Source organism: Achromobacter sp. 1012554356 (assembly GCF_059760815.1).
In genome coordinates this window covers 1-14,262 of record NZ_JCBANC010000050.1, presented here as the reverse complement: position 1 = coordinate 14,262, position 14,262 = coordinate 1, and the positions used below count along the sequence as shown (strand labels likewise).

Here is a 14,262-nt window from a genome sequence, read left to right as displayed (position 1 = left end):
CTTTGCCATGCGACAGGAAGCAATCTCTTATGGCCAGCACGACCCTCGGCGTCAAAGTCGACGACGCACTCCGCGACCGCCTGAAAGCCGCCGCCAACAAGCTCAACTGCACGCCGCACTGGCTGCATAAGCAGGCGATCCTGTCCTATCTGGACAAGATCGAACGCGGTCATCTCCCCGCCGAGATGTCCCACCTGAGCGCGGATGCCGCGGGTGACGAGGATGCGGCCGAATCCCATGCAGCACCCACGCCGCCGTTCTATGAATTCGGCCAGGACGTACAGCCGCAGTCCGTGCTGCGCGCGGCCATCACCGCGGCCTATCGCCGTCCCGAGCCCGAGTGCGTGCCGCTGCTGCTGGGCCAGGCCCGCGTGCCGAACCTGGAAAAGGTGCACGCGATGGCGGCCGGCCTGGTCAAGAAGCTGCGCGGCAAGCGCACCGGTGGCGGGGTCGAAGGCCTGATTCAGGAATTCTCCCTGTCCAGCCAGGAAGGCGTGGCGCTGATGTGCTTGGCCGAAGCGCTGCTGCGCATTCCCGACCGCGCCACGCGCGACGCGCTGATCCGCGACAAGGTCGCTCGCGGCGACTGGAAGTCGCACATGGGCGGTTCACAATCGCTGTTCGTCAACGCCGCCACCTGGGGTCTGATGATCACCGGCAAGCTGGTGGCCGTGAGCAGCGAGCAGTCGCTGTCCAAGGCGCTGACGCGCCTGATCGGCAAGGGCGGCGAGCCGCTGGTGCGCAAAGGCGTGAACATGGCCATGCGCATGATGGGCGAACAGTTCGTGTCCGGCCAGACGATTTCCGAGGCCCTGGCCAACAACCGCAAGATGGAATCGCGCGGTTTCCGCTACTCCTACGACATGCTCGGCGAAGCCGCGACCACGGCCGAAGACGCCGAGCGCTACTACGCGTCGTATGAGCAGGCCATCCATGCCATCGGCAAGGCCGCCGCGGGCCGCGGCATCTACGAAGGCCCCGGCATCTCCATAAAGCTGTCCGCCCTGCATCCGCGTTACTCGCGCGGCCAGCGCGAGCGTGTCATGGCGGAACTGCTGCCGCGCGTGAAGGCGCTGACCATCCTGGCGCGCAGCTACGACATCGGCCTGAACATCGACGCCGAAGAAGCCGACCGTCTGGAGATCTCGCTGGACCTGCTGGAAGCGCTGTGCTTCACGCCTGAACTCGAAGGCTGGAGCGGCATTGGCTTCGTCATCCAGGCCTACCAGAAGCGTGCGCCGTTCGTCATTGATTACGTGATCGACCTGGCCCGCCGCAGCCGTCACCGCGTGATGGTGCGCCTGGTCAAGGGCGCCTACTGGGACAGCGAAATCAAGCGCGCCCAGGTCGACGGCCTGGAAGGCTACCCGGTCTACACGCGCAAGCTGTACACGGACGTGGCGTACATTGCCTGCGCCCGCAAGCTGCTGGCCGCACCCGAGGCCGTGTATCCGCAGTTCGCCACGCACAACGCCTACACGCTGGCCGCGATCTATCAGCTTGCCGGCCAGAACTACTACCCCGGCCAGTACGAGTTCCAGTGCCTGCACGGCATGGGCGAGCCGCTGTATGAAGAAGTGGTCGGTCCGCTGGCCCAGGGCAAGCTCAACCGTCCGTGCCGCATCTATGCGCCGGTCGGCACGCACGAAACGCTGCTGGCTTACCTGGTGCGCCGCCTGCTGGAAAACGGCGCCAACACCTCGTTCGTGAACCTCATCGGCGATGAAACCATCCCGGTCGAAACGCTGGTCGCTGACCCGGTGGAAGCCGCCGCGCGCATCACGCCGCTGGGCGCCCCGCACGAGAAGATTCCGCTGCCGCGCGAGCTCTACGGCAATCCGCAGGACGGCGCCCGCGCCAACTCGGCGGGCCTGGATCTCAGCAACGAACATCGCCTGGGCTCGCTGTCGGCGGCGCTTTTGGCCAGCGCCGGTACGCCATGGCACGCCGGTCCGATGCTGGGTGAAGGGAGCGAGCACTGGGATGCCGCCAAGGCGATCGAAGTGCGCAACCCCGCAAATCTGCGCGACGTGGTCGGCCATGTGATCGAAGCCGATTCGGCCGACGCTGAAGTCGCCCTGCGCGCTGCCGCCAATGCCGCGCCGATCTGGCAGTCCACGCCTGTCGCCGAACGCGCCCAGTGCCTGCGCCGTGCGGCGCAGTTGCTGGAAGAGCAGATGCAGACCCTGCTGGGCCTCATCGTGCGCGAAGCCGGCAAATCGCTGCCCAACGCCATCGCGGAAGTCCGCGAGGCCGTGGATTTCCTGCGCTACTACGCCGATCAGGCCGAGCAGGAATTCAGCAACGATACGCACCGTCCGCTGGGCACCGTGCTGTGCATCAGCCCGTGGAATTTCCCGCTGGCAATCTTTACCGGCCAGGTCGCGGCCGCGCTGGCGGCGGGCAACACCGTGCTGGCCAAGCCGGCCGAGCAAACCCCGCTGATCGCGGCGCAAGCCGTGGCCATCCTGCGCGCGGCCGGCGTGCCTGCCGGCGCCGTGCAGTTGCTGCCGGGCCGCGGCGAAACCATCGGCGCGCAACTGGTCGCCAATCCTGGCGTGCGCGGCGTGATGTTCACGGGCTCGACCGACGTGGCGCGCATCATCGCCCGCACCCTGGCCGACCGTCTGGACGATAACGGCCACACGATCCCGCTGATCGCGGAAACCGGCGGCCAGAACGCCATGGTGGTGGACTCGTCGGCCCTGTCGGAGCAGGTCGTGTTCGATGTGCTCAGTTCGGCCTTCGATTCGGCCGGCCAGCGCTGCTCGGCGCTACGCGTGCTGTGCGTGCAGGAAGACAACGCGGACCACGTGCTGACGATGCTGCGCGGCGCGATGCGCGAGCTGGCCGTCGGCAACCCGGACCGCCTGTCGGTCGACGTGGGCCCTGTGATCGACACCGATGCCCGCAACGGCATCCAGCGTCACATCGAAACCATGCGCACGGCCGGCCATCGCATCGACCAGGTCGAACTGAACGGCGAATGCCGCCACGGCACCTTCGTGCCGCCGACCATCATCGAAATCGACAACGTCAGCGAGCTGACCCGTGAAGTCTTCGGGCCGGTCCTGCACGTGGTGCGCTACAAGCGCGACGAACTCGACGCGTTGCTCGACGCCGTCAACGGCACGGGCTATGGGCTGACGTTCGGCGTGCACACCCGCATTGACGAAACCATTGCGCACGTGACGGGCCAGGTTCACGCCGGCAACGTCTACGTCAACCGCAACATCGTGGGCGCTGTGGTGGGCGTGCAGCCGTTCGGCGGCGAAGCGCTGTCGGGCACGGGTCCGAAGGCTGGCGGTCCGCTGTACATGTATCGCCTGCTGGGTACGCGCCCCGCAGGCCTGCCGCCGGCCCTGGACGCCGCGGCGCCGCTGCCGCAGCGCATCGCGCTGCCCGGCCCGACGGGCGAGACCAACACCTATATGGTCGAGCCGCGCGGCGCCGTGTACTGCGTGGCCGCTACCGAGGCCGGCGCGCGGGCGCAGTGGTCCGTGGCCCGTCTGACCGGCAACCATGCCTGGTTTGCGGACACGCCCGCGGCGCAGGCGCTGCTGGCGACGCTGGACGCCGATCAGCAGGGCCAGGCAGGCATCCTTCCGGATGCCGACGTTGACGAGGCCGACTACCAGGCCGTGTTGTTTGAAGGTGATGGCGACGCGCTCAAGGCGCTGAACCAGCGCATCGCGCGGCGTCCGGGTCCCATCCTGGCGGTGCATGGCCTGACCTCCGACGCCTTGGCGGCGGGCGCCAGCTATGTGCCTGAACGCCTCCTGACCGAGCGTTCCGTCAGCGTCAACACGGCGGCGGCGGGCGGCAACGCCAGCCTCATGACCATCGGCTAAGCGTGACCAGGGGTAACCCTCGGAAAACTGAGGGTTATCTCCAATATCGGGCTGGGTTGCACTGGAACGAAAATCCGGTCGCACCTCTGGTCTGGCTGCCGCAATCCGGCATTCAGGCTCTGCAGAAAATGCATTCGCGGGACCCGGATATCACTGGGCTCGCGGTAGTAAAAAACCAAAAGCCTGGCTAAAAGCTCAGGTATAACAAGGCCTTAGTCCGATATTTCGGAGGATTCCCCATGAAGTTCCGCACCACTTTGAAGCTTCTCGCTGCAAGCATCGCCGCCGCCGGCATGACGGCCGCCGTGCAGGCCGCCGACGTCAAGTTCGGCTTCGCAGCCCCGCTGACCGGTCCGCAATCGCACTACGGCGAGGACATGCAGAACGGCCTGAACCTGGCCCTCGAAGAAGCGAACAAGAAGGGCATCAAGATTGATGGCGAGACGGCCAAGTTCGTGCTGGTTTCGCGCGACGACCAGGCTGATCCGCGCGTGGGCGTGCAGGTTGCTCAGCAACTCGTCGACCAGGACGTCGTGGGCATTCTGGGCCACTTCAACTCGGGCACCACGATTCCCGCGTCGCGTGTCTACCACGAAGCCGGCCTGCCGCAGATCGCCATGGCAACGTCGCCCGAATACACCAAGCAAGGCTACGAAACCACGTTCCGCATGATGACCAGCGACACCCAGCAGGGCGCCGCGGTCGGCAAGTTCATCGTGCAGAACCTGAAGGCCAAGAAGGTCGCGATCATCGACGACCGCACCGCCTACGGCCAGGGCCTGGCCGACGAAGTCGAGAAGGCCGTCAAGGCCGCCGGCGGCCAGGTGGTGCGCCGCGAATACACCACCGACAAGGCCAACGACTTCACGGCCATTCTGACCAACATCAAGGGCTCCGCGCCTGACGCCATCTTCTACGGCGGCCTGGACGCGCAGTCCGGCCCGATGAAGCGCCAGCTCGCCACGCTGGGCCTGAAGGCGCCGCTGGTGTCCGGCGAAATGACGCGTAGCGACACCTTCATCAAGCTGGCCGGCGACGCCGCCGATGGCACCTACGCCTCGCTGGCCGGCGTGCCGCTGGACAAGATGGCCGCGGGCAAGGACTTCGATCAGAAATACCAGGCCCGTTTCAAGAAGGCCCCCGGCGTCTACGCGCCGTATGCCTATGACGGCGCCTGGAACATGATCACGGCCATCGAAGAGGCCGGTTCCGCTGACCCCGAAAAGTACCTGCCCAAGCTGGCCAAGCTGAACCGCAAGGGCGCGACGAGCGAGCACATTTCCTACGACGACAAGGGCGATCTGAAGGAAATCTCGGTCACCATCTACGAAGTCAAGAACGGCAAGTGGGAGATGGTTGAAACGATGGTCAGCCAGGCTAACTAAGCCGGCTTGAACGAGGGCGGAACCTGGCTGCGCCACGGTCCGCCCGCTTGTCCGCAGGCGCCGTCCGGCGCGTGCTGCGCGCGACGCGCGGTCAGGCCTTTGCGCCCTGGCCGCCACGCGCGATTCTTCCAGGCTTATTCAGCGGCCCCTATGGATATCTTCATTCAACAACTGATTAACGGCGTCACGCTCGGCAGCGTGTACGCCCTGGTCGCCCTTGGCTACACCATGGTGTACGGCATCATCGGGCTGATCAACTTCGCGCATGGCGACGTCGTCATGATCGGCGCAATGGCGGCCACCACGGTCGCCATTACGCTGGTGGGCGGCGATCCCGGCGCCTCGGCCTTCGTAGTGTTGGGCGTCGGCCTGCTGGTCTCCGTGCCGCTGTGCATGGCGGTGGGCTGGACGGCCGAACGCGTGGCCTACCGGCCGTTGCGCCGCGCGCCGCGTCTGGCGGCGCTCATCACGGCCATCGGCGTGTCCATCATCCTGCAGAACGTCGCGATGATGGCCTGGGGCCGCAATTACCTGAACTTTCCGCAAGTGCTGTCGCCGCAGGTGTTCGAGTTTGCCGGCGCGCGCATGAGCACGCTGCAGATCGCCATCGTGGTGATCGCGGCGCTCATCATGGGCGGACTGCTGGCCGTCGTGCACAAGACCCGGCTCGGCACCGCGATGCGCGCCACCGCGCAGAATCGCGAGGTCGCGGGCCTGATGGGCGTGAACATCAATACGGTGATCTCGGCCGCCTTCCTGATCGGCTCGGCACTGGCCGCCGTGGCCGGCATGATGGTCGCCACGTACTACGGCGTGTCGCAATACACGATGGGCTTCATGCTGGGCCTGAAGGCCTTTACCGCCGCGGTGCTGGGCGGTATCGGCAACCTGGTTGGCGCGATGGCCGGCGGCCTGCTGCTGGGCATCATCGAGTCGCTGGGCGCGGGCTACATCGGCGACCTGACGGGCGGCTTCCTGGGCAGCCATTACCAGGACGTGTTCGCGTTCTTTGTGCTGGTGCTGGTCCTGATCTTCCGTCCCTCGGGCCTGCTGGGTGAACGGGTGGGGGATCGCGCATGAGCACGCATCTGAAGAAAAGCGGGTTCTCAACCCGCACGCTGATCGGCATCGCGCTGATCGGCGTCGTGCTGGCCGTCCTGCCGTTCGTGATCGGCATGGCCGGGCAAAGCTGGGTCCGCATCCTGAACTTCGCGCTGCTGTACGTGATGCTGGCGCTAGGCCTGAACATCGTGGTGGGCTTTGCGGGCCTGCTGGACCTGGGCTACATCGCGTTCTACGCGGTGGGCGCCTACACCTGGGCGTTGCTCGCGTCGCCGCATTTCGGGCTGCATTTGCCGTTCTGGGCGATCCTGCCGATCGCGCTGGCGGTGGCATGCCTGTTCGGCGTGCTGCTGGGGGCCCCGACGCTGAAGTTAAGAGGCGACTACCTGGCAATCGTGACGCTGGGGTTCGGCGAGATCATCCGCATCTTCCTGAACAACCTGAATGCGCCCATCAACATCACCAACGGGCCTCAGGGCATCAATCGCATCGACACGTTCAAGGTCGGCGAGTTTGCGTTCGGGCGCACCCAGAACCTGCTGGGCATCCGCTTTACCGGGCCGGAAAAGTACTACTACCTGCTGCTCGCGCTGACGCTGATCATCATCGTGGTCTGCGTGCGCTTGCAGAACTCCCGCATCGGCCGCGCGTGGGAAGCCATCCGCGAAGATGAAATCGCCGCCAAGGCCATGGGCATCAACACCCGCAACATCAAACTGCTGGCCTTCGCAATGGGCGCGTCGTTCGGCGGCGTGGCGGGTGCGCTGTTTGCGTCGATGCAGGGATTCGTCAGCCCCGAAAGCTTCTCGCTCATGGAGTCCATTTCGATCCTGTGCATGGTGGTGCTGGGCGGCATGGGCCACATTCCGGGCGTCATCCTGGGCGCGCTCATTCTGGCGGCGTTGCCGGAGTTCCTGCGTGCCGTGGTGGAACCCGTGCAGCACCTGTTGTTCGGCGCCGTGGTGCTGGATCCCGAAGGCATCCGCATGCTGCTGTTCGGCCTGGCCATGGTGTGCGTGATGCTGTTCCGTCCGGCCGGCCTGTGGCCGTCGGCGGTGCGCAAGCGCGAACTTGCCACCAAGACGCAAGGAGGCGCGGCATGAGCAAACTGCTGCAAGCCCAGGGACTGGGCAAGCGCTTCGGCGGGCTGCAGGCCTTGTCGGGCGTTAGTTTCGATATTGAACAGGGCGAGATCTACGGGCTGATCGGACCGAACGGCGCGGGCAAGACCACGCTGTTCAACGTGCTGACCGGCCTGTACATCCCCGAGGAAGGCACCTGCACGTTCAATGGCGAATCCATGTCGGGCAAGAAGCCGCACGAGGTTGCCTACGCGGGCCTGGCGCGCACCTTTCAGAACATCCGCCTGTTCGCCAACCTGAGCGCGATCGAGAACGTGATGATCGGCCGCCACATGCGCACCCGCGCCGGCGTGCTGGGCGCGGTGTTTCGCACGCGTGCAACGCGTGCGGAAGAAGCCGGCATCGAGGCGCGCGCCCAGGAGCTGCTCGACTACGTCGGCATCGGGCATCGCGCCAACGACGTCGCGCGGTCGCTGCCGTATGGCGACCAGCGGCGCCTGGAAATCGCGCGTGCGCTGGCGACGGATCCCAAGTTGCTGGCGCTGGACGAACCCGCCGCGGGCATGAACGCGTCGGAAACGGTGGTGCTGCGCAAGCTGGTCGAAAAGATCCGCGCGGACGGCGTCACCGTGCTGCTGATCGAACACGACATGAAGCTCGTCATGGGCCTGTGCGACCGCGTGCTGGTGCTGGAGTACGGGAAGGTGCTGGCGATGGGCAAACCCGCCCAGGTGCAGCGCGATCCCAAGGTCATTGAAGCGTATCTGGGCGCGGGCGCCGCACAGGATCCGCTCATCCATAACGAGGGCCAGGCAACATGACGGCATCCCAACCCCTGCTCGAACTGCGGGGCCTGCAAGTGTCCTACGGCGGCATCCGCGCGGTGCGCGGCATCGACCTGCGCGTGGACGATGGCGAACTGGTCTGCCTGATCGGCGCGAACGGCGCGGGCAAGAGCACGACGCTGCGTGCGATCTGCGGACTGGTGCCGCTGGCCGGCGGCGAAGTCGTCTACGCCGGGCAATCCATCGGCGGTCAGAAGTCGCACGAATTGGTCCGCAAGGGCCTGGTCATGGTGCCCGAAGGCCGTGGCATCTTCGGGCAGCTCACGATCGAGGAAAATCTGGCGATGGGCGGCTACATCCGCCGCGACGCGGCCCAGATCCGCCAGGATACGGATCGCGTCTTCACCTTGTTCCCCCGCCTGGCCGAACGCCGCAAGCAGGCCGCCGGCACGCTGTCGGGCGGCGAGCAGCAGATGGTGGCGATGGGCCGCGCAATGATCGCGCGTCCCAAATTGCTGCTGCTGGATGAACCGTCGATGGGCCTCGCGCCGCTGATGGTGGAAAAGGTGTTCGACGTGGTGCGCACCATCGCCAGCGAAGGCGTCACCATTCTGCTTATCGAGCAGAATGCGCGTCTGGCCCTGGAGAACAGCCATCGCGGCTACGTGATGGAATCGGGCGAGATCACGCTGTCCGGCCCCGCGCGCGACATGCTGCACGATCCCAAGGTGCGTGCGGCGTACCTGGGCGAAGTGGAGTAATCAAGCGGACGCAAGGCGGTCTTGCCGCCTTGCGTTCCCCCGCTTTAAGCCTGTACCGGCTCACGGTCCACGGCCGCGACCACACCGGCGCCGATCAGCGCGTCGATCTCTTCCTTGCCATAGCCGAATTCGCCCAGGATCGCGATCGAGTCCTCGCCCAGCCGTGGCGCGGCGCGATGATAGCGCGCGGGCGTGGCCGACAGTTTCACGGGCATGCCCACAGTGCGGACCTTGCCGGCCACGGGATGGTCCTGTTCCACCACCATTTCACGCGCCAGCGTCTGCGGGTGCGACAACGCCTGCGCAATCGAATGCACCGGGCCGGCGGGCACACCGGCGGCATCGAAGATGTCCAGCCATTCCTGCGCGTCGCGGGTCTTCAGGATGGCGGAGATGCCCTCGACCAATTCGTCGCGGTTCTGCATGCGGTCGCGATTGCGGGCAAAGCGCGGGTCTTCCGCCCATTCCGGCTTGCCCAGCGCCTGCGCGATGCGCTGCCAGTTCTTCTCGTTGGCGCCGCCGATGATGATCCAGTCGGTGCGGGTGGGAAACGCCTGATAGGGCGCGCTCAGCACATGCGCCGATCCCGTGGGACCGGGCGAGACGCCGCTGCCAAAGTAGATGGCGGCGTGCCAATAGAGTTGCTGCAGGCTGGCCTCCAGCAACGAGGTTTCCACGATCTGGCCTTCGCCGGTGCGTTGCTTGTGCTGATACGCGGCCAGCACGCCGAACGCGGCGAGCAGGCCGGCGTTGATGTCGGCCACCGAATTGCCGGTGCGAAGCGGCGGGCCGCCGGGTTCGCCGGTGATGGCCATCAGCCCTGAAAACCCCTGCGCCACCAGATCGAAGCCGCCTTTGTCCGCAAAGGGACCGGTCGTGCCATAGCCGGATACGGCGCAATAGATAAGGCCCGGATTCTCCTTGCGCAACGTCTCGTAGCCGAGCCCCAGCTTTTCCATCGTGCCCTTGCGGAAGTTCTCGGTCACCACGTCGGCGTCGCGGATCATGCGCAGGAGCACCTTCTTGCCGTCGGGGTGCTTAAGGTCCAGCGCGATGGCGCGCTTGTTGCGGTTGAGCATCAGGTAGGGGGCCGAGATGCCGTTGATCTGCGGGTCGCGGTACTGGCGCGAATCGTCGCCGCCGTCGATCTTTTCGACCTTGATGACGTCGGCGCCCAAGTCGGCCAGCATCATGCCGCAGGTGGGGCCGGCCATGATCTGCGACAGCTCGATGACGCGCATGCCGGCAAGCGCGCCGGCAGGGGTGGCGGAGGCGGGGGAGTGCGAGCGGCCGGAGCCGCGGGTGTCGTTGTGCATGCGTGTTCCTCGATCGTTCGTTCAGCGGCCGGTGAATTGCGGCTTGGCCTTCGCCAGAAAGGCGCGATAGCCTGCGCGGAAGTCCTCGGTATCGAAGCAGTCGAAGGCTTCGTCGCGGTCGGCGTCGGTCAGCGTCTTGCCCTGCACCAGATTGCGCACGAACTTCTTGTGCCAGCGGGCCACCAGCGGCGCGCCATCGGCAATCCGGCGCGCGGCCGCCTGCGCCTCGCTGGCCACCTGGTCGTCCGCCACCACGCGCGTGACGACGCCCAGGCGCAACGCTTCGGCCGCGTCAGAGATGCTGCCTTCCAGCAGCACCTGCAGCGCCACGGTCGGGCCGACCAGCCGAACCAGCGGCGCCAGCTCCGAGTACGACATCACCAGGCCCAGGTTTTTGATGGGCACGCCGAACCGCGAGCTTTCGCCGCAGATGCGCAGGTCGGCCAGACTGGCGATCTCGAGCCCGCCGCCCACGCAGATGCCGTGTATCTGCGCCACCACGGGATGGCGGCAGCCGCCGATCGCCTCGATCGTGCGGCGCATGACGGCGCCGTATTCCACCGCCTGCCGTTTGTTGCTGCGCGCGGTCTCGAATTCGCCGATGTCGTTGCCGGGCGAAAACGCCTTCTCGCCCGCGCCACGCAGCAGCACGCAGCGCACGCCGTCGTCGCGATCCAGTTCGAGAAAGGTGTCGCCCAGCAGCCGCCAACTGTCGATGGTGAAGGCGTTGAGTTTTTCGGGCCGGTTCAACACCACGGTTGCGATGTCGCCGTTGCGCTCGAGCAGAATGGGCGAGGTGTCAGGGGTAGCGGTGGCAGTCATGGGGTTCCTTTTGCATGCGCGGGGGAGCGTCCCCCGCCGGATGGGTTGGGTCAGCGGCCGGGGGCTTACTGCTTCTTCAGGCCCAGGCTGGCGGTGAGCTTGCCGTACTTGCTCCACTCGTCCCGCACGTAGGACGCGAAGGCTGCGGGGGTTTGCGGACCGCCGCCCAGGTCCATGCCCTGGTCGGCCAGCTTGGCGGCGATCTCGGGGTCGGCGAGCGTCTTGGCCAGCGCCTGATCCAGCTTCTCCATGATCGGGCGGGGCAGTTTGGCCGGCGCAAGGACGGCGTACCACTGCACGACGTCCAGGCCCTTGATGCCGGATTCGGCCAGCGTCGGCACGTCGGGCAGCCGCTTGCTGCGTTCCGGGCTGGTCACCGCCAGCGGACGCAGCTTGCCCGCCTGGATCTGGTTGATCGCGCCGGGCAGCGTGTCGAAGTTCAGGTCCACGTTGCCGCCCAAGAGATCGGTCATGGCCTGGCCGCTGCCTTTGTAGGGCACGTGCTCCATCGACACGCCGGCAATCTGCGAGAACCGCGCGGCGCTCAGGTGCTGCGGGCTGCCCATGCCGGACGACGCATATAGCAGTTGCTTCGGTTTGGCGCGGGCGTCGTCCACCAGGTTCTGCACGGTGGCATAGGCGTGCTTGTCGGGGTTCACGACCAGCACGTTGGGCACAGACCCGATGTACCGCACCGCCGTGAAATCCTTGTTGGGGTCGATGTTGGACTGCACGACATACGGGGCGGCGACGGTGGATTGCATGTTGGCCAGGAGCAGCGTGTAGCCATCCGGGTCGGCCTTGACCACATAATCGGCCGCAATCAGGCCGGAGGCGCCCGGCTTGTTCTCGACCACCACCTGTTGGCCCAGCAGGGTGGACAGGCGTGCCGACAGAATCCGGGCCGACACGTCGGTGCCGCCGCCCGGGACAAAACCGACGACCAGGCGGATGGGGCGTTCCGGCCATTTCGAGTAGTCCTGCGCCAGGGCGGGGCTGGCGGCCGCCAAACCGGCGGCCAGCGCCAGTACGCCGGTCCAGGCGCGAGCATGCTTTTTCATAGGGTCTCCTTTGGTGGATGAGGCCTGCCCAGGGGCTGCTTGCTCTATGATTGGGTCAGGTTGGTATGCCGCTGGTGTTTGGTATACCAGATACAAAAATAGTCGATGTCGCGAGCATGAACAACCCATGGCTAACCCTGAACCCCTGATTGCCGATGTGTCCGTCCCCGATTTGGCCATCCACCATCCCACCTTGCCGGCGGTCGTGGCGGAACGTTTGCGCCAACTGATCATCGACGGCACCCTCAAGCCGGGCACGTGGCTGAACGAACGGGATCTGTGCGATCAACTCAAGATTTCCCGCACGCCGCTGCGCGAGGCGTACCGGATGCTGGCGTCCGACGGCCTGGTGACCTTGCAGCCCAAGCGCGGGGCGATGGTGATCGAACTGTCCGCTGAAGACATCGAGAACATCTTCGACGTGCTGTCCGTGCTGGAAGGGCTGGCAGTGCGCAGCGCCGCCGAGCGCGCATCCGAAGCGGAGCTTGCCCAGATCGCGCGCCTGCACGCGCAGATGCTTGAAAACTACGAGAAACGCGATATCCGCGCGTACTTCGCGGCCAGCATGGGCACGCACATCGCGATCAACCGCGCCGCGCGCAACCCGGCGTTGTCACATTCCTACGACCGGCTGAACCTGCAGGTGCAGGCCCTGCGCTACAAATCCAATTTCGACCTGGATGAATGGACGACTGCGGTGGCCGACCACGAAGCCTTTGTGCAGGCGCTGCTGGCGCGCGATGGCGAACGCGCCGAAGCGCTTATCCGTAAGCACGTCGGCGGCAAGAAGGCCTACAACCTGCGCGGCCGGACCGGCAACGGCGCGGCCTGACCGCATGGCGGCGGGCGCCGCCATGCGGTGGGGAATCAGGCGGGCTGCGCGACCACGCGCTTTCTGCCGATCATCAAGGCAAGCACGGCGGCGATGATGCCCGTCGCGCCGGACACCACGAAGGCCATCAGGTAATTGCCCTGCGCTTCGCGCAACGCGCCGGCCATCCAGGCGGCGCTGGCCGCGCCCATCTGGTGTCCCGCCACGATCCACCCGAAGACAATCGACGCGTCTCGCTCGCCGAAGGCTTCCGTCGTCAGGCGCAGCGTCGGCGGCACCGTGGCGATCCAGTCCAGGCCGAAGAAGATCGCAAAGATCGACAGGCTGTAGAACGAGAAATCGGAGTAGGGCAGGTACATCAGCGACAGACCGCGCAACGCGTAGTAGACAAAGAGCAGCTTGCGCGGGTCGTAGCGGTCGGTCAGCCACCCGGATGCCGTGGTGCCGAGCAGATCAAAGATGCCCATCATGGCCAGCAAGCCGGCCGCTTGCACCTCGGGCATGCCGTGGTCGCCGCACAGCGCGATCAGGTGCGTGCCGACCAGGCCGTTCGTGGTGAAGCCGCACACGAAAAACGTGGCGAACAGATACCAGAAGGTACGGGTCTTGGCCGCCCGGGCCAGCGTGCCGAACGTGGCGGCCACCATGCCGGTACGCGGGGCGGCGGGCGCGGGCGGCGAGTGCGGATCGCTGCCGAACGGCACGAGGCCCACGCTGGACGGACGGTCGGGCACCAGCCACCAGGCCAGCGGCACCAGCGCGGCTGCGGCGGCCGCCACGGTCCACACCACGCGCGTCCAGTCGCCCGACGAGGCCAGCGCGGCCAGAACCGGCAGGAACACCAGCGTGCCGGTGGCGGCGCTGGCGGTCAGCAGGCCCATCATCAGTCCTCGGTGCTTGACGAACCAGCGGTTGACCACGGTGGCGCCCATCACGATCGCCACGGCGCCCGAACTGAGGCCTGAGAACACGCCCCAGGTCATCAGCAGGTGCCAGGGCTCGGTCATGTACGCGCTGACGGCGCTGGAGGCCGACATCAGGATCAGCGCGGTGATCAGCACGCGCCGCAGTCCAAAGCGTTCCATCGCGGCGGCGGCAAAGGGGCCCACCAATCCGTACAGAAAAATGCCCAGCGCGGCGGCAAATGAAATGGCGCTGCGGCTCCAGCCAAACGTTTCTTCCAGTGGCACCAGCAGCACACTGGGCGAAGACCGCAAGCCGGCGGCGACCAGCAGCGACAGAAAGATCACGCCGACGACCACGAATGCATACTTCTGTCCGGCGCGGCGGAAAGGGAAGGGAGGG

Annotated in this window: 11 protein-coding genes; 7 read left to right on the top strand and 4 right to left on the bottom strand. The window is 66.3% G+C overall.

Translation table 11 applies throughout. The annotated features are described in order from the left end of the window. The first annotated feature begins 29 nt into the window (after window positions 1-29). From putA to AC6LJW_RS22170, 6 genes are all read left to right on the top strand, one after another. Window positions 30-3,851 carry a trifunctional transcriptional regulator/proline dehydrogenase/L-glutamate gamma-semialdehyde dehydrogenase gene (gene putA, locus AC6LJW_RS22195; protein WP_056562616.1) on the top strand — a complete coding sequence of 1,274 codons (3,822 nt, stop codon included), beginning with the start codon at window positions 30-32 and terminating at the stop codon, window positions 3,849-3,851. 239 nt (window positions 3,852-4,090) lie between these two features. Continuing rightward, the gene (locus AC6LJW_RS22190) at window positions 4,091-5,236 is read left to right on the top strand and encodes a branched-chain amino acid ABC transporter substrate-binding protein (protein ID WP_056562612.1); all 1,146 of its coding nucleotides are present in this window, start codon (window positions 4,091-4,093) and stop codon (window positions 5,234-5,236) included. A gap of 150 nt (window positions 5,237-5,386) precedes the next feature. After that, entirely contained in the window at window positions 5,387-6,316 is a 930-nt protein-coding gene (locus AC6LJW_RS22185; RefSeq protein WP_056562608.1) for a branched-chain amino acid ABC transporter permease, read from the top strand. Beyond that, on the top strand, window positions 6,313-7,401 hold the full coding sequence (locus tag AC6LJW_RS22180) for an ABC transporter permease subunit (RefSeq protein ID WP_056562605.1): 1,089 nt from the start codon (window positions 6,313-6,315) through the stop codon (window positions 7,399-7,401). The genes AC6LJW_RS22185 and AC6LJW_RS22180 overlap by 4 nt, the downstream gene beginning before the upstream one ends. After that, window positions 7,398-8,201, top strand: a complete 804-nt coding sequence (locus AC6LJW_RS22175) for an ABC transporter ATP-binding protein (RefSeq protein ID WP_056562602.1) — start codon at window positions 7,398-7,400, stop codon at window positions 8,199-8,201. The genes AC6LJW_RS22180 and AC6LJW_RS22175 overlap by 4 nt, the downstream gene beginning before the upstream one ends. Beyond that, on the top strand, window positions 8,198-8,926 hold the full coding sequence (locus AC6LJW_RS22170) for an ABC transporter ATP-binding protein (RefSeq protein ID WP_056324308.1): 729 nt from the start codon (window positions 8,198-8,200) through the stop codon (window positions 8,924-8,926). Before AC6LJW_RS22175 ends, AC6LJW_RS22170 begins: the two co-directional genes overlap by 4 nt. A gap of 44 nt (window positions 8,927-8,970) precedes the next feature. Here AC6LJW_RS22170 and AC6LJW_RS22165 read toward each other — a convergent pair whose 3' ends face one another. The 3 genes from AC6LJW_RS22165 to AC6LJW_RS22155 all read right to left on the bottom strand — a co-directional run bounded on the left by AC6LJW_RS22165 (window position 8,971) and on the right by AC6LJW_RS22155 (window position 12,125). Further along, window positions 8,971-10,242 carry a CaiB/BaiF CoA transferase family protein gene (locus tag AC6LJW_RS22165; RefSeq protein ID WP_427986626.1) on the bottom strand — a complete coding sequence of 424 codons (1,272 nt, stop codon included), beginning with the start codon at window positions 10,240-10,242 and terminating at the stop codon, window positions 8,971-8,973. A 21-nt stretch (window positions 10,243-10,263) separates the two neighbouring features. Beyond that, window positions 10,264-11,064, bottom strand: a complete 801-nt coding sequence (locus tag AC6LJW_RS22160; RefSeq protein WP_498088260.1) for an enoyl-CoA hydratase/isomerase family protein — start codon at window positions 11,062-11,064, stop codon at window positions 10,264-10,266. A gap of 65 nt (window positions 11,065-11,129) precedes the next feature. Further along, window positions 11,130-12,125 (bottom strand): Bug family tripartite tricarboxylate transporter substrate binding protein, encoded by a 996-nt coding sequence (locus AC6LJW_RS22155; protein ID WP_056562595.1) that lies wholly within the window; start codon window positions 12,123-12,125, stop codon window positions 11,130-11,132. A 127-nt stretch (window positions 12,126-12,252) separates the two neighbouring features. On the opposite strand from AC6LJW_RS22155, the gene AC6LJW_RS22150 reads away from it, so the two are divergent. Further along, window positions 12,253-12,957 carry a GntR family transcriptional regulator gene (locus AC6LJW_RS22150; RefSeq protein WP_056562592.1) on the top strand — a complete coding sequence of 235 codons (705 nt, stop codon included), beginning with the start codon at window positions 12,253-12,255 and terminating at the stop codon, window positions 12,955-12,957. Between the two features lie 35 nt (window positions 12,958-12,992). Here the strand turns inward: AC6LJW_RS22150 and AC6LJW_RS22145 are convergent. Continuing rightward, the coding region (locus AC6LJW_RS22145) for an MFS transporter (protein WP_498088259.1) at window positions 12,993-14,262 on the bottom strand (1,270 nt) is incomplete at its 5' end.